16 protein-coding genes and 1 pseudogene are annotated in these 17,111 nt (G+C 33.4%); 1 reads left to right on the forward strand and 16 read right to left on the reverse strand.

What is annotated here, in order from left to right:
• From KA900_RS03495 to bshC, 12 genes and pseudogenes are all read right to left on the reverse strand, one after another.
• Nucleotides 1-675, reverse strand: coding sequence for a YggS family pyridoxal phosphate-dependent enzyme (locus tag KA900_RS03495; protein WP_119487925.1), 675 nt, complete (start codon nucleotides 673-675; stop codon nucleotides 1-3).
• Between the two features lie 18 nt (nucleotides 676-693).
• Nucleotides 694-1,482 (reverse strand): peptidoglycan editing factor PgeF, encoded by a 789-nt coding sequence (gene pgeF / locus KA900_RS03500; RefSeq protein WP_115342227.1) that lies wholly within the window; start codon nucleotides 1,480-1,482, stop codon nucleotides 694-696.
• A 223-nt stretch (nucleotides 1,483-1,705) separates the two neighbouring features.
• Nucleotides 1,706-2,881 carry a cell division protein FtsZ gene (ftsZ, locus tag KA900_RS03505; RefSeq protein ID WP_096810337.1) on the reverse strand — a complete coding sequence of 392 codons (1,176 nt, stop codon included), beginning with the start codon at nucleotides 2,879-2,881 and terminating at the stop codon, nucleotides 1,706-1,708.
• 29 nt (nucleotides 2,882-2,910) lie between these two features.
• Entirely contained in the window at nucleotides 2,911-4,317 is a 1,407-nt protein-coding gene (gene ftsA / locus KA900_RS03510; protein WP_103372924.1) for a cell division protein FtsA, read from the reverse strand.
• 105 nt (nucleotides 4,318-4,422) lie between these two features.
• Nucleotides 4,423-5,277 (reverse strand): annotated as a pseudogene (locus tag KA900_RS03515) (cell division protein FtsQ/DivIB); the annotation flags it as partial.
• A gap of 51 nt (nucleotides 5,278-5,328) precedes the next feature.
• Nucleotides 5,329-6,678, reverse strand: a complete 1,350-nt coding sequence (murD, locus tag KA900_RS03520; RefSeq protein WP_119487927.1) for a UDP-N-acetylmuramoyl-L-alanine--D-glutamate ligase — start codon at nucleotides 6,676-6,678, stop codon at nucleotides 5,329-5,331.
• A gap of 1 nt (nucleotide 6,679) precedes the next feature.
• Nucleotides 6,680-7,645 (reverse strand): phospho-N-acetylmuramoyl-pentapeptide-transferase, encoded by a 966-nt coding sequence (mraY, locus tag KA900_RS03525; RefSeq protein WP_210139306.1) that lies wholly within the window; start codon nucleotides 7,643-7,645, stop codon nucleotides 6,680-6,682.
• Between the two features lie 206 nt (nucleotides 7,646-7,851).
• Nucleotides 7,852-10,185, reverse strand: a complete 2,334-nt coding sequence (locus KA900_RS03530) for a penicillin-binding protein (protein WP_210139307.1) — start codon at nucleotides 10,183-10,185, stop codon at nucleotides 7,852-7,854.
• Nucleotides 10,166-10,570: a cell division protein FtsL gene (gene ftsL / locus KA900_RS03535; RefSeq protein ID WP_096810343.1), complete on the reverse strand. Its 405-nt coding sequence runs from the start codon at nucleotides 10,568-10,570 to the stop codon at nucleotides 10,166-10,168. Before ftsL ends, KA900_RS03530 begins: the two co-directional genes overlap by 20 nt.
• Nucleotides 10,571-10,584: 14 nt before the next feature.
• Nucleotides 10,585-11,520: a 16S rRNA (cytosine(1402)-N(4))-methyltransferase RsmH gene (gene rsmH, locus KA900_RS03540; RefSeq protein ID WP_119487928.1), complete on the reverse strand. Its 936-nt coding sequence runs from the start codon at nucleotides 11,518-11,520 to the stop codon at nucleotides 10,585-10,587.
• Nucleotides 11,521-11,534: 14 nt separating this feature from the next.
• On the reverse strand, nucleotides 11,535-11,966 hold the full coding sequence (gene mraZ, locus KA900_RS03545) for a division/cell wall cluster transcriptional repressor MraZ (protein ID WP_096810345.1): 432 nt from the start codon (nucleotides 11,964-11,966) through the stop codon (nucleotides 11,535-11,537).
• Nucleotides 11,967-12,115: 149 nt separating this feature from the next.
• Entirely contained in the window at nucleotides 12,116-13,729 is a 1,614-nt protein-coding gene (gene bshC / locus KA900_RS03550) for a bacillithiol biosynthesis cysteine-adding enzyme BshC (RefSeq protein ID WP_115342232.1), read from the reverse strand.
• Nucleotides 13,730-14,013: 284 nt separating this feature from the next.
• Here bshC and KA900_RS03555 point away from each other — a divergent pair, with 284 nt between their 5' ends.
• The gene (locus KA900_RS03555) at nucleotides 14,014-14,454 is read left to right on the forward strand and encodes an N-acetyltransferase (protein ID WP_096810347.1); all 441 of its coding nucleotides are present in this window, start codon (nucleotides 14,014-14,016) and stop codon (nucleotides 14,452-14,454) included.
• Between the two features lie 280 nt (nucleotides 14,455-14,734).
• On the opposite strand, the gene KA900_RS03560 is transcribed toward KA900_RS03555, so the two are convergent.
• From KA900_RS03560 to KA900_RS03575, 4 genes are all read right to left on the reverse strand, one after another.
• Nucleotides 14,735-15,421: a YjjG family noncanonical pyrimidine nucleotidase gene (locus KA900_RS03560; RefSeq protein WP_107644582.1), complete on the reverse strand. Its 687-nt coding sequence runs from the start codon at nucleotides 15,419-15,421 to the stop codon at nucleotides 14,735-14,737.
• A 159-nt stretch (nucleotides 15,422-15,580) separates the two neighbouring features.
• Nucleotides 15,581-15,715 (reverse strand): beta-class phenol-soluble modulin, encoded by a 135-nt coding sequence (locus KA900_RS03565; protein ID WP_096810349.1) that lies wholly within the window; start codon nucleotides 15,713-15,715, stop codon nucleotides 15,581-15,583.
• Nucleotides 15,716-15,752: 37 nt separating this feature from the next.
• On the reverse strand, nucleotides 15,753-15,887 hold the full coding sequence (locus KA900_RS03570; protein ID WP_096810350.1) for a beta-class phenol-soluble modulin: 135 nt from the start codon (nucleotides 15,885-15,887) through the stop codon (nucleotides 15,753-15,755).
• Between the two features lie 42 nt (nucleotides 15,888-15,929).
• A complete protein-coding gene (locus KA900_RS03575) occupies nucleotides 15,930-16,064 on the reverse strand; it encodes a beta-class phenol-soluble modulin (protein WP_096810351.1) in 135 nt (44 codons plus the stop codon).
• Nucleotides 16,065-17,111: the final 1,047 nt, after the last annotated feature.

Genomic DNA, 17,111 nt, shown 5'->3' on the forward strand with positions numbered 1-17,111 from the left:
TCACTCCTCTTTTCCTACAAGTTTAGTCCCAATTCTCACAAATGACGCACCTTCTTCAGCTGCTAAATGGAAGTCGTTACTCATCCCCATCGAGAGCTCAGTACACGGCGCATGATTTAAATTGAGCGCTTTAATTTCATCTCTTTTTGCTCTTAATAATTTAAATAATTTTTTAATATACGGCGCATCATCCGTAAATGGTGCCATTGTCATAAGACCAATTACTTCAATATTTTCAAATTGCTCTAAACGCTTGATAAATGTCTCAACTTCATCTAAAGCAATACCTTGTTTAGACGTTTCTCCGGAAACGTTCACTTGCACAAAACATTTCACTCTATGTTCTGCTCTTTTATTAATTTCTTTAGCTAATTTCAGACGATCTAATGCATGGAAATAATCTATCTCGTTGATGACATCTTTTACTTTTCTTGTTTGTAATGAACCGATGAAATGCATGGTAACATCGTCTGGTAAAGCTGATTTTTTTTGTTGAAAACCTTCTAAACGGTTTTCACCAAACTGTCTAATTCCTGCATTATAAGCATCCTTAGCTCGCTCTATTGTAACATACTTTGTCACTGCTATCACGTCTGGCAATGTTGAAATATTACCTTTTTTACAATGCATTTCTAACTGCTCATTAATCTGTTTTAAACTTTGTTGTACGTCCAATTTCTACACACCTCTTTGTTATTGACCAATATAAGCTAACATACGACCTGTATCGCCTTTTTCAACTCTATATGAAAAGAATAAAGATAAATCTTCTGATGTCGCATAATTTGTAATATAAATATTATCTTTTGGAACACCGTCATGCTCTAATAACATAGCATTTGCTTTTTTCAAATCAATGCCATGACGATTTTTACCTCTTGTCTCTATATACTGATGGATATCAATCGGTAAATCCTCAAACTGATGCTTGATGTCATCATTGATTTCATAAGAATTAGAGGTCGCTGGCCCAACAACAACTTTCAAATCATTTAAATCAAACGGTATATGTTTCACCATTTGATTAACAATTTGTCCAACTGTGCCTTTCCAACCTGCATGTGCTAAACCTATATATTGATGTTTTTCACTGTAAAAATAAATAGGTACACAATCTGCATAGCACATTGTAAGTAAAACGTCTTTTTCAAAGGTATAAAAACCATCTACGCCATGTAACTCATGAGTAAGACAGTCGATGTTGGCGCCTCTGTCTTCTTGATTAACTTCAACCACTCGATTTTCATGTGTTTGAATCGGAAAAACCCATTGCTCTCTTGGAAATTGAATTATAGAAGCTAATAATTCTTGATGTTTTGTAATGTTATCTTGATTATCGTCAATATATCTTGCCATATTGAATGCATTTCTTGGATAATCACTTAATCCGTCTTCTCTTGTTGTTATACCCAATTTCACATGATTTAATTGTTCATCGTCATATTTGAGTATATGACGATCTTTGATAAATTTATCTTGCATGTTATAAACCTCCAGCTGTTCCAACACTTACTTCATTTGGGCGACTTTAAAAGTTTAAAATAGCATTTCCCCCAATAATATATATCGCTTAAATAATATGACAATCTTTTAATTCAAAAAAGTCATCAGATCTTTGGACCTGATGACATCTTTATATTTTATGTTGTCTAAATAAATATTAATAATTATGAAAAACTAACAAGAAGAAGAAGTCAATCTATTATTAACGTCTAGTTCTTCTAGAACGTCTCTCTTCTCTGTTTCTGATAAAGCTAGGAATATCATCTTCATTTGTAGTATGTGTTCTGCTTTCATTTGCATTATCTGCTGGTTGAGAAGCGCTTGATGAACTTGACGCATATGTGTCTTCTTTTCCAGAAGTATTTCCAGATGTTGCGCTGCTACCAAATCCAGTATTTGAAGCTTTGCGACCTTGAGATGAAGGTTTATCTTCAAAGCCTGTAGCAATTACAGTTACTACAATTTCATCTTGTAATTCTGGGTTAATTACAGTACCGAAGATCATGTTAACATCTTCATCAGCCGCATCTTGAACAATATCTGCTGCTTCTTGTGCCTCGAATAATGATAGTGATTCTCCACCAGTAATATTCATTAACACGCCTTGCGCACCAACGATAGAAGTTTCTAGTAATGGTGAAGAAATGGCCTTTTTAGCAGCTTCTACAGCACGGTTTTCTCCTGAAGAAACACCGATACCCATTAGAGCAGAACCTTGGTTAGACATAATTGTTTTAACGTCTGCAAAGTCAAGGTTAACTTCACCTGAAACTGCGATAAGGTCTGAAATACCTTGCACACCTTGACGTAAAACATTATCTGCTTCTTTAAATGCTTCCATCATTGGTGTAGATTTATCAACAATATCTAACAAACGGTCATTAGGGATGACGATTAATGTATCTACTGCAGCTTTCATTGATTCTACGCCAGCAGCAGCTTGCGTTTGACGTTTGCGACCTTCGAAACCGAACGGACGCGTCACAACACCAACTGTTAACGCTCCCATTTCTTTTGCAATTTTTGCTACAACCGGCGCTGCACCTGTACCAGTACCGCCACCCATTCCAGCTGTTACGAATACCATGTCAGCACCTTGAATGGCATCTTCGATTTGTTCGCGGGATTCTTCTGCAGCTTTTTTACCAATATCAGGGTTTGCACCAGCACCTAAACCACGTGTTAACTTTTCACCAATTTGGATTTTAGACTCAGCTTTAGATAAGTTTAAAGCTTGTCCATCCGTATTGATTGAAATAAATTCAACATTATTCATACCATGGTCAATCATTCGGTTAACAGCGTTATTTCCGCCGCCCCCTACACCGATGACTTTTAACGTCGCTAAATGATTAAATCCTTGTTCAAATTCTAACATTTAAATTTCCTCCTAGTTTTAGTGGCCAATCAATCGAATAGAGATTTCATAAGTTTTTTGAACTTACCTTCTTCTTTGTCTTGAGGTTTACGATCTTCGTCTTGTTCAACATTGACTTCTTCTTCGTATGCCTCAGACGCTTCTGGTTCTTCTAAATCAGAAGTTGATGTATGTGGCTCTTCTTGTTTGTTTGATTTCTTTTTGAACCAATCAAATCCGCTTGACTTCGTACTATTTTCTCGATCATTTGATTCGATGACTTCTTCTTCGAATTCTTCACTGTCATGATTATTAATTGTAACATAATCTAGTAATTCGTCGAAAGTAATGCTACTAGAAATCGTTGAAATCGCTGAAGAGAACTCAGGTTTTCTGATACCCATTTGAGATGGAGTATGAATTCTCACTTTTTCACTCACCATATCTTGTAACAATTCCTTAACACCTAATAAATTAGCTGAACCACCAGTTACAACAAAACCGCCATTCACTTTCGTTAACCCTAATTCTTGTAACACATCAAAGACATTAAAGAATATTTCTTCAACACGTGCTTCGATTATATCTGCCAAATCTTTTTGAGTGAATTGTGCTTCTTCTTCACTATTCACTTGATCAACTGTGAATACATCATGGTCAGATGCTGATTCAAAGAAAGCATGCCCGTATTGATGTTTGATTTTTTCAGCTGTTTCATATGATGTATTTAAGCCTTTCGCTATATCTTCTGTTATATCTCTTCCAGCCATTTCTATAGCATCAGCATCAACAAGCTCTCCTCGCTCATAAAATGCCAATTGTGTTACATCTTCGCCAATATCAATCACACATGCGCCAAGTTCTTTTTCAGTTGCTGAAAGAACTGAGCCATAGTTATATGCATCAGAATAAACATCTAATACATCTACACCACAAGATTCTACACATTTAATCATATTTATTAAGATTGATTTTTGAATCGCAATGACACCAGCTTCGACTTTCAAACTATGTCTTGCAATCAGTTCTTTAGGATCTGATACTTCATTATCTCCATCTACTATAAATTTAATTGGGAAAGCGTTTATAATTTCTGTTTCAGGCACGTCATTTTTTTCACGAATACCTTCAAGCACACTTTCAATATGTGTACCGTCAAGTTCTGTATCTTCATAAAATTCTATTTCATTTGATTCATCAAATACTTCAGTTCCTATGATAGGAAGTTTTAAAAATACTTCTTTCACATCGACACCTGAAGCAATAGAGGCTTTTTTAATTGTGTCTTTGACCGCTTGTTTTGCAATATCAAAGTCATCAATGAGACCGTTTTTAATCCCACTTGTGTAGGTCTGTCCTGTACCTATCACATTTATTCCATTGTGAAATTTCTCGCCTACTATCGCTTTAACGCTTGACGAACCGATATCTATACTTACATAATAATGCTCTTCCATAGATAGGCACCTCCTGACAATAACTTATTCATGTTCACACTATTAACAGTTTACAATACGTTTTGATGCTTGTGAACTATAAACACATGTATTTGTCTAAATTTTTTAATTATTTTTGTCTGATTCTTTATTAATCTTATTTAATGCACTTTGTAACTCATCTTTTGACTTATCTTCTTCTGAATTTCCTTTATCTACATTTTGATCACTTGTTGATTTAGTCGTACTTCCTCCACTATACGGTATGAAAGATGCTCCTACTGACAAATCGATATAACCTGATTTTTTTAATTTGCCTGATTCATCGCGTTCTAGTGATTGTGACATTTGTGGGTAATACTTCATTTTATTTGCGATTGTGTTTAGATTCCCTACTATCTGAATTTCATCTGTTGTAAATAACTTAATTTGGTTTTGCAAATTTTCTTGTGGGTCATATTTTACTTCTGCAATCATACCTCTTACATTTGCAGACATTTTTGCGAGTTCTTGAATAATTTTATCTTTTTTCTCTTTTTTAAACCCTTCTAAAACCGGTCCATCATCTGTCACATTGCCATCTTCGTAATTTTCTAATTCTGTACCATCTTCAAGTATGGGCACGTATTTATCTTTCTTTTTGGTCAAGGCAACAATTTGATTCTCAGTCACTTTGACATTCAATTTATTTGGTAGTTGCTTAGTAACTTCTGCGTCCTTAATCAATTCATTTTTCTTTAAGTTTTTTATCGCTTTTGAAGTACTATAAGTATACATTCTAGAATCGTCTTTAACGTTAATTGCTTTTTCAATTGAAGTTTGAGATACATTATCATTTCCTTCAATTTTCACTGAATTAATTTTACTTAATGGAGTGAACATATAAATAAGAATGAGCAGTATCACAAACAACAATAAACCAAACACTGAATATTGAATTTGTTTTTGTTTTTTGCGACGTTTTGCTCGCTTCTCTTTTAAATATTCAGAGTCAAATTCACTTACTTTATCTGACATATATTTTCACGCCCTTTAAAGTGAAGGTAAGTGCGCTTGAAAACGTTTAATAAATCGATTTCCGCGCTCTTCAAACGTATTATATTGATCCCAACTTGCACAAGCTGGCGATAATAATACAACGTCATTAGGTTCAATAACCGATTGTACTCTATCGACTGCATCTTCTACATCTGTTGCTTTTATTACATATTTCCCTTGGTTTTCACCTAATTTCACAAATTTATCTTGTGTTTCCCCAAAGGTAACCAACACTCTGACGTTGTTCATGTATGGAATTAATTCATCAAATCCATTGCCTCTATCCAAACCGCCACACAACCAAATAATAGGTTGTTCGAATGAATTTAACGCAAACTGTGTGGCTAATGTATTAGTAGCCTTGGAATCGTTATAATATTTATTTGTTTTATTTGACCCTACATATTGCAGCCTATGTTCAATTCCTGAGAATGTTGTCAAGCTTTCAATGATTGCTCTTACAGAAACACCGGCTAATAAAGCGGCTAATACAGCAGCTAAAATATTCTCTAAATTATGTTCTCCAGGTAATACTAAATCATCTTTATGAATGAGGCGAAAACCTTTAAAGGTAATATAACCTTCTTTCACATAAATGCCATCAACCTCTTGGTGGGGCGAAAAATAATATGCTTTGGCTCTTAATGATTCGGATTCAATAAGGTGTCGCTGATGATAATTACATATTAAATAATCATTTTCTGTTTGATTTTTGTATATTTGTTTTTTCGCATTTTGATAATTTTCTAAGGTTTCATGATAGTCTAAATGGGCAGAATAAATATTCGTTATAATAGAAATATGTGGCTTATATTGGTCAATACCTAATAACTGAAACGAAGATAGTTCTGTTATTAGATAATCATTTGCCTTTACTTCTTGCGCAACTTTTGAAGCGACATAACCAATGTTTCCTGATAATTTACCAGTTATCCTACTTTTTTTAAACATATCTCCAATTAGTGACGTCACCGTTGTTTTTCCGTTTGTACCTGTGACTCCTATGATTGGCGCTTCAGAAACTAAGTAACTCAATTCTACCTCAGTAAGTATTTTCAACCCTCTGTGTTGCGCCTCTTGGATCAGAGGCACAGTGTAAGGTATGCCGGGGTTTTTGAAAATTAACGGCTCGTTATCAAGTAAAGATAATGGGTGTTGACCACCAACTACTTTGACACCCATATTTTCCAAATCAATTGCATGTGCATCTTGACTTAAGTCTTTACCATCGTTAACGACGACGTTGGCCCCCAGTCCCTGTAATAACTTAGCAGCTTCATAACCACTTTTCGCTAACCCGATTACTAATACATTTTCATCTTCTAAACCTGTATATTTCAGCAATTTAATTCACTCCAATCCATAAACCAATAAGACCTGAAATAATACCAACTGTCCAAAATACAGTAACCACTTTTCTTTCGTTCCAACCTACGAGTTCAAAATGATGATGTAACGGTGACATTTTGAAAATTCGTTTGCCTGTAAGTTTATATGATGTAACTTGAATCATCACTGATAGTGTTTCAGATACAAATACAAAACCAATAAATATAAGAGATAATTCTTGATTTAACATAATTGAAATTGTAGCGAATATCCCACCAAGCGCTAGACTACCTGTGTCCCCCATGAATACTTTTGCAGGGTTCAGGTTAAACGGTAAGAAACCTAGCAATGCAAAAATCATAATGACACAGAATAAACCAATAGAAGTAGCACCTTGAATATAAGCCATTAACGCATACATAATAAATCCAATGATAGAAAGACCCGTTGATAGCCCATCTAATCCATCTGTTAAATTAACCGCATTTGAAAAACCTACTTGCCAAAATACTATGAAAATGACATATGCAATAGAAAGCGGAATTTCTACATCAGTAAATGGAATATGAATTCCAGTTGAAAAATCCGTTAAATTAAACACTTGGCTTAATATAAAGAAAACAACTGCAATAGCAATTTGTGCAAGGAACTTTTGTTTACTAGTTAAACCTTGGTTGTTCTTCTTAACAACGATGATATAGTCATCAATAAAACCGATTAAACCAAAACCAATAGTTACAAATAACAATAATATTATTGGATTTGCATTATCCATAAAGATAATAGCTAATATAGAAGTGATGATAATACTTAATAAAAAAGTCAATCCTCCCATAGTTGGTGTACCCGTTTTTTTCATATGACTTTGAGGACCTTCTTCTCTAATGCTTTGTCCAAATTTCATTCTTTTAAGTGTTGGTATCAAAACAGGGACTAATATAAATGTTATTAGTAATGCAATGATTGCTAGTAAATAAACCATATTATGCTCCTTTAAATATTAAATTGGATTAATTTCGTTAATGCTTAGTGCAGCTTATATATTATGTAACGAGATAGCAGTATTATCGGTTAAACAGACGCACAATACCACTGTTATTACCGATAACCTATCATACTACCTCGTGCTAATTTCAAATTAAATATTTTAACATGTTTTTTAATTGAAGTCAGACATCAAGAAAGTATTTATTCATTTTGACTGTCACTACTTGAATCAGAAGTTTTTGAATCATCACTGGATTTGTCTTCTGATTTATCTTTTGATTCATTCTTATCATCTTTGTTCGAATCGTCTTTATCATCATCTTCAGAGTCATTGTTGGATGACGAGCTTGAAGACTCACCATTGACTTTTTCGGCAGTGAAGGTTACTTCAATCTTATCGTTTTTGCTAACTTTTTGACCTTTTGCTTCTGATTGTTCTGAAACAAAACCACTACCTTTAGTTGTGATTTTTGTATTAGTTAATGTCTCAAATGCAAGTACTTCTTCTTTCGTCCAACCAGTCATGTCTGGCATAGTGATATCTCCATCAGTTAATAGTAAGACTTTGCTGTTTGGCAGTACTTCTTTATCTGATGTTACAGATTGTTTTACAACCTTATCACCACTTCCAATCACAATTGGTTCAAGTGACTTACTATTCATCTTGTCTTGTGCTTTTTGGGTTTCCTGACCTTGTACATCTGGTACTTTACTATATTTAACATCAGAGCCATCTTTTGAATCCTTTTCCCCTACATTTAAATATTTTAAAGTATTTTCCATAATTGGGTTGAAAGCCTTACTTACACCCATTTCATATGCTTCTTGATCATTTTTTTGAGCTAAACTCATGCCCGCATAAACAATGACTTCAGGGTCATCTTTAGGCGCATCACCAATAAAACTTACAAAGTATGGATTTTCACCTTCAACATAACCACCATTGTCAGAATCCGCCACTTGTGCTGTACCTGTTTTACCAGCAACATCATAACCATCTATTTGATAGTTTTTAGCGTGGCTATCTTCACTATTAACTACTTTATCTAATTCAGTTCGCACTTTCTTAGCTGTATCTTTTGTAATAGGTTTTCCTGCGTATTCCTTCTTACCTTTATAAAAAGTATCTTTAGTAACAGGATTACTTACGCTGTCAACGAACCACGGTTGAAGCATATTCCCATCATTATGAAAAGCTGACTGTGCACGTAACATTTGTACTGGTGTTACTGTTGTAGACTGACCAAATGCAGAGGTTTTTTGCTGTGCTTCATTATCCCAAGCAATATCACCAGTTGCTTCACCATCAAACATACTATTTGTAGATTTACCAAAGCCGAATTTTTCATACCATTCTTTCATCTTATCTGAACCAACTAAATCTTGTAAGTGCATCATAAGTGTGTTGGATGAATATGTGAAACCAAGTGACATTGAAATTTCACCCCAACCTACTTTGTTCCAGTCAGATATTTTAGACCCCATAACTTCTCGAGGTTCGGCTGTATATTTTTTATCTGGTTTAAATTTACCTTCTTGGATTGCTGCTGCTAAACCATAAGATTTAAATGTTGAACCAGGTTCATACGTATTTTGATATAAATCGTTAGCCCATTTTTTACCAAAGTCTTTACCTGTTTCTGGGTTAAATGTTGGTCTTTGACTGAACGCAAGTATTTCACCAGTCTTAGCATCCATCACGACAGCAAATAAATCTTTCGGTTTATAGTGCTCAACCATGCCATCAAGTGCTTCTTCTACGAACACTTGTATATTGGAATCAAGTGTTAAATGAACATCATCTCCACGTTTAGGCATTTTTTCTTTTTTAGTATTCGGGGCAATATAACCCCAAATATCATGAATATAAGATAAGGCACCTTTTTGACCCGAAAGATAACTATCAAAGATTTTCTCAACACCTAACGCACCTTTTAATTCTCCACTGTCAGGGTCTTTTTGAGCGATACCTAGTAAATGTGATGCAAAGTTTCCATTAGGATAAAATCTTTCAGTCTCTGGATATAACATCACACCAGGAAGATTCATTTTCTCAATTTTTTCTTTTTCTTGGTACGTTAAATCTGTACCTTTTTGACCAAATTCAACCTGAAATGCTTTTTTGTTATTTAATTTTTCTTCAATATCTTTGGCCGACATATCTATAACAGTAGCAAGTTTTTTAGCGGTTTCTTTTTTATCCTTTACGTGTTTAGGTTTGTCGCTACCTTCACTTGCTTTTTTATCTACTACAGCGACCACTTTATACCTTTCAACATCTTCAGCTAAAACTTTGCCGTTCCTATCATAAATCTTTCCTCTTTCTGGTTGTTGTTGACTATTTACTAAGTACTTTTCATTTGCTTTCATAATTAAATCTTCACCAGAAGAGTGTCCTGTCAACATAATATATGAATATCTTAAAACCAACGTAAAAAAGAGCAGTCCTAATCCAAGGATGAGTAGGACTGCCCCTATTTTACTTTTTTTGATTGAAAATTTTGGCTTTTTTAATTTAATTCTTCGCTTCGCCATTATTACGCACTACCTTTACATTATCGTTCTTAAGGCTCATTCCATCATTTTTTGCCTTTTCGTAAATGCGTTCATATGAGGAGTTCTTTTTAATTTCAGATTCTATTGCACTGTTTTCACTTGATTGTTTTTCAATTTTTGTATCTAAATCTGCAATTTTTTCTCGAGTTTCATACGCATCCATTTTTAAAGATAGCATATAAATACTTATTAAAGCAATTACTGTTATAAGTCCTATGTATAACATCTTTTCAAACTTAGTTAGCTTAACAATTACTTTACGCTTGACTGTCTTGGGATGTCTCTCTGGGCGGGTCGATGGTTGTGATTCTGGAATATGCTGCTCCGCTCCATTATATGGTTGGTATATCTTCTCTACTGCCACTCAATATTCACTCCTCATTTTAATATTTCTGCTACGCGTAACTTCGCACTACGTGCTCGGTTATTTTCTTCTAAATCTTCATCTGTAGCTATAATCGGTTTTCGATTAACACGTTTCAATTTAGGTGTATAAGCCTCCGGTATGATAGGCAGTCCTCTTGGGACTTCTGGGCCTTTTTCATATTCTTGAAACATTTGCTTACAAAGTCGATCTTCTAATGAATGGAAGGTAATAACAGAGATTCTTCCATCTACGTTAACTAAATCAATTGCTTGTTCTAAAGAATCTTCAAAAGCAGATAACTCATCGTTAACTGCGATTCTAATTGCTTGAAAAACCCTTTTCGCAGGGTGCCCACCTTTTCTTCTTGCTTTAGCTGGAATACCTTCTTTGACAATATCTACAAGTTCTAATGTTGTTTCGATAGGCTTTTGCGCTCTGTTTTGTTCAATGCGTCTTGCAATTTGTTTCGAAAATTTTTCTTCTCCATAACGATGGAAAATTCTAACTAATTTTTCGAACGGCCACTCATTTATCACTTCATAAGCTGATAATGGTTGAGATTGGTCCATACGCATATCCAATTTGGCATCATTATGATAACTAAATCCTCTTTCAGGTACATCCAATTGGGGGCTAGACACACCTAGGTCATAATAAATGCCATCTACTTTTTCAATATTTAAATCATCTAAAATTTCAGTTAATTTTCTAAAGTTGTTATGGACGAAAGTAACTTTATGTATGTGGTCTTTCAATACTTCTTTCGCATTTTCAATCGCTGTTGTATCTTGGTCAATTGCGATCAGTCTACCTTCGTCACCGAGTTGATTTAATAAATAGAGTGCATGTCCTGCTCCACCTAAAGTACAGTCGACATATATGCCATCTTCTTCAATATTTAACTCATCGATAGTTTCTTTTAGCATTACGCTGACATGATGAAACAATTTAACGCCTCCATTTAAAATTCAAAATCAATTAAGTCTTCAGCAATATCTTCAAAACTGTCTTCTGATTCATCATAAAAATCGTTCCAAGTTTCTCTATCCCAAATTTCAATACGATTTGAGACACCTATTACTGTACATTCCTTATTTAAGTTGGCATATTTCCGCAGATTTTGTGGAATATTAATACGCCCTTGTTTATCCAGTTCTACTTCAACAGCACCTGAAAAGAACATACGCATAAACTTACGCGCGTCTTTCTTAGTCATCGGTAAAGTCTTCATCTTCTCTTCAATTACTTGCCATTCTTCCAAAGTGTAACCAAATAAACATTTATCAAGGCCTCGGGTGATTATAAATCGTTCATTCAAGTCATAACGAAACTTGGAAGGAACTATCATACGTCCCTTTGTATCCAATTGATGCTCGTATTCACCCATGAACATTTATAATCACCTCACCTTCTCATATATATAATTTACCACATCTCACCACTATCCTCCACTAATTATACAATTTTCACCAAAATTTCTTGAATTATAGAAAAAAACACCCGATTCATCTAGTTGATGAATCGGGTATTCCCCTTGTCGCTCTAAGGCTTAATTAATATATGATCAAATGTGTAAGAAAGTGGTGGATAGGTGGAGGGACTGAACACATCTATCCCAAAATCGTTCATAATTTGAAGTGGATTCCAAATTCTTTCTTGGAGCCCACCCATAGGATGGAGAGTCTCACTGAGTTCTTCAAAGTGTTTCATGCTAATATCATTTTCTCTCTCAATATTTAATAGGTATCTCTTCAGTAAATAATCAAATTGGTTTTGATGAATCTCATTATTTTTACTCAATAGCACTTCGTTATCGTGATTTCCTTTTACTTCTGTTTGAAGAGACTGATATATAGACTTTTGCTGTTCACTCAACGATTTAATTTGGTCAATAAATGATTGAGAAGCTTGCGCCCTTATAAATTTATCTTTATCTTCAGTAACGCCCTTTTCAATAATATTATTTTTATCCAAATGGTATTGATCTAACAACTTTTCAATTCTAGTGTTTAAATAAGTGATTCTTAAACGTGGTAATACGATAGGCATAGAAACTTCTAATATTCGAAAGGCTTCACTCAATTCAGTCCAATACTTAATTTCACTTGGTCCGCCGACAAACGCTACTGTGTTAAATAGCCATTCTTCCATGATTGGCCTAGTAACCACATTATTTGAAAATCTTTCAGGTTCTTTTTCAACTATATCGAGCACTGCTTGTTTCGATAACACCTTCTCCGATTTATTTAAATAGAATTGACCATCTTTAACAGTCAGCAACTGTCTCATGTTATCTTCGTGGATAAACAAATGTACATTTGTATCAGTTTGGATCATTTGCTCCAAACCGCTATCAATCGTTTGAGCTTGTGTTTGTCTGAATGCGTCGTCCACATCTTGGTGATTTTCTATCATTTTTTTGAAAAGTGGCTGTTCTAACTGACGCAACGCTTTATAATCAGCGTCAATCAACAACACACCATAAGCCTTAAAAACTTCATGCAATAACGCTTTAAACATATCCGTCCAACCATCATAGTTATCGATGATATTTCTACACATGTTTAATAATTGCTTAGAAGATGATGTTTCTTTTAATTCTTTAAAAAACTGATTCAACGCTTTATGTAATTCTGCTTTGTCTGGCGTGTACTTTGAGACACTAGATTCTGGTGGCGTCATAGTACTATACTTAATTTTTTGTAACTTCGCCTTTTGTTCATTAAATACATAAGTATGATTGATTTCTTCAAAATCGTGATCTTCACCAGCAATCCAAAACACAGGCACGACGTGTGTATCATAATCATTTGATAATTTTTCACTTAATGTAATGATTGAGAATATTTTATGAAATGTGTATAAAGGACCTCCAAACAAACCAGCTTGTTGTCCACCAATCACAACTTTCGCACCGTCACTAAGCGCTTTTAAATTTTCAACTTGTTGATTATCTAATGATAAATCACTCATATAGCGTTCAATAATATCAGCAAGCGCTGTTTCTCTACCATTACTTTCTGAAAATAATCTTTCTTCATAATGCTTTTTATCCATTGCATCAAAGTGGTAATATTTAGCTAAAGTGGAATCACTATTTTTTATTTTTGGTATAAATTGATCTTTTTCATTAAGTTTCGTTGTTATACAATCCATTCGTAATTCTCCTTATGTTACTCTATTCCTATTTAGTATAAAGTTTATATTCAACGTTGACAATTTTACGGCTTATAATATTAATAAAATTCAAGTTATTTTGCTATTAATAGTAGATATTGTTCGAAGTTATTGTTCATGTAACAAAAATAATTTTACTTTGCGTAACAGACGATAACAATTTGATTTTAATAATAAACAAAATGTTTTAAGCATTCATTTTTGTGAAATATCTATTAAAATAAGGTATAATAATAAGTAATAACGCAAAGGGGGAAGCTACAGTGAGTAATGTAAAACGTCTTGATATTAATTATAAAACAGATGAATTATTCGAAGATTTCAGAAACTTCGGAAATGAAGATTTATATTTAGTAGATGAGCTGCGTGGAGAAATGATTGATGCTAGTTCAGACTCACCATTTTATGGTATATACGTTGGCGACAGGTTAGGCGCACGTATGGCTTTATACCGTAAAGGGGAAGTCGAAGAAGTATATTTCTCTGATTTTGATGACTATAACGTACTATGGAAATTAGAAGTATTACGCGATTTCCAAGGACGCGGTTATGGTAAGGCACTTTTAGATTTTGCTAAGGAACAAGGCCAGCCTATTAAAGTAATTGCACGTAACCAATCAAAAGACTTCTTTATTAAACAAGGATTCAAAGATATTGAATTACAAAATAAAGACGGCCATGATGTACTGATTTGGACACCATAGCCATGCTGTATAACATAAATAAAATATAACAACATATATAAATTTAAAGTAACACGTTAAAAGTTATTAACCGCTTAAATGGATTATTTCAATCTTTGGGAGGTTAAGTAAACCTAAATAAAAAATATGACAAAAATCGCAATTTTATAAAATGATTTATCGTCACACTCAGACTATGGTGACTAAAAAAGGAAGTAAACGTTAAAGCACATCTCCAGGTTTAGTTATCCATAGTCTATTTATTTTTGAAGCTTAGGGTATCATTGATATCTCAGCTTTTTTATTTTGTCAGTTTCAATAATTGATCGAGCGAATCAATTGTGAAATCAGGATTGATATCAGTTTCATTCAACTTATTTCTTGGATTAAACCAACACGTTTTAATATTAGCGTTGATGCCACCTAATATATCTGATGTGATCGAGTCACCCACAATCATTGCACACTCTCTTTTTTCTTCACCAATCTCATTAAACACGAAATCAAAGAATTCTGGCATTGGTTTTTGATAACCTGTTTGTTCTGAAACAAATACACCTTTGAACCAGTTACCTAGTTCAGTTCTTCCTATTCTCCTTTCTTGTGTTTCTAAAACGCCGTTTGTAACGATATACATATCATGTGTGTCTTTAAGGGCTTTAAGCGTTTCTACAGTATTCATAAAATACTTTATTGGTGCACTTGCGAGTTCATCTCTAAAAATCACATCCGCTTCTTGGCCATTAACGTTAATGTGATGTAAACCAAAATACGCTTCAAAGCGTTTGCTTAACACTTCTTCCTTAGTTAATCGATTTTGTTGAAAAGCTTCCCAATGAGCTTGATTAACAGACATGAATTTTTTCAAATCATTAGAATCCGTATGTAAGTTATATTTTTTTGTTAACGCGTGAAATGCATAAGCTTCTGCATCATGAAAATCGACAATAGTATCATCAAAATCAATAAGTAAACAATTGTTTTTCATTTTATCCCTGCTTCCTGTATTTCAAATTCTTTGTTTAATTACTTATTACCAAATCTTCAATATAATAATAGAATTCGATTACATCTTACCATAATTAGACAAGCACAAACAAAAAAGGCCAAGGTTATTACCCTGGCCAGTCCATATGAGTGATTAAATTTAAAATCCGAATAATTTACTTACTAAACCTACGCCATTTTCTACGATGCTTACAATACTTGTACCTAATTTTGCACCATCTCCTGCGATACCTGCTTGTACTGTTTCTTTAATTGCGTTAAATAAACCTTCCATTTAAAATCTCTCCTTTAATTTTTCCAAAATCTATATATTAAAATCCGAATAATTTACCTACTAAGCCTACTCCGCTCGATACAATGTCAACAATGCTTGATCCTAATTCTGAACCATTACCTGATTTTGCTGCTTGTACTGTATTTGCGATTGCTTCTGCTAATTTAGCCATGATTGAGCTCCCCTTTATATTTATAATTTTTTTATGTTAAAACTAGAATCCAAATAATTTACTTACTAAACCTACGCCATTTTCTACGATGCTTACAATACTTGTACCTAATTTTGCACCATCTCCCGCAATACCTGCTTGTACTGTTTCTTTAATTGCGCTAAATAAACCTTCCATTATAAACACTCCTTACTTAAGATACATGCTTATGACTGATTATTATGTTTTAAACGATATTGTTATTTTTTGAATTAAGTATCGTTTGTTATCTATACTATAGAACAATTAATAATCTCATTGGGTTTTTATTCATACTTCGTTGAAAAGAAGTAATAACTGTATTTAATTATATTTTTCGAGACAGTTTTGACTGCCTAATTGAATTTTTCGCAATTCAATTTTGTAAAATCATTATCCTTATTATTAATCATTTTCACTACTTTTAACTTTATTTTATGTAAAAACTGATTGTATTCAATCTCAATTGAAGATATTAAATACGCGTACGAACGATATAGAAAATGATTTTATCCCTTTTGAAAACCAATTATTAAAAATATATAAACTAGCACTTGATTCACAAATAAACTAATAATACTATAATGCTTATAAATTAATCAGAAATATAAATAATAATCCAAATGCACGAGCTGCTATTTATAAAAAACAATTTACAAGATAGCTATGACACATTAATTAATAAAGATAAATTTGTGATTGCTATTTTGGCTCAAACTTATAGTGTTAAAATACAGGTACACAAACTACATAATCAAATGACGTTATATGTATCCACGTATTGGATCCCCGCCAAATTATATTTGTAAGCGTTTTCGCACACTAAAATAATAGTTAATACTTATACAAAAATGATTTGGTTGCTGGAGACGAAGATGGGTGGGTTGCTCAGCGGCAAAGTTAAAATAGGCTTTTATACGAGAAGTTTCAAAGATAAATTGTTTAATAAAAAATTAAACGCCCAAAATTCAAATTAAAATTTCATAAAAAAGCGCCACTTCAAACTGAAGTAGCGCTTGCGCAAATTAATCATCGAATCAAGTGACCTTATAGTTATTTAATATATACCACTTATCACTAGAGTAAAACATATATTTTAAATCTACATAACATATTTATAGCTTGAATACTATGCAATTTAAATTATGAACTATAAATAATTAATCATCTATGCTATGACTCTTATATTATATTTCCTGTGTATTT

The sequence above is a fragment of the Staphylococcus sp. GDY8P120P genome (assembly GCF_017892065.1).
GTDB lineage: Bacteria > Bacillota > Bacilli > Staphylococcales > Staphylococcaceae > Staphylococcus > Staphylococcus nepalensis.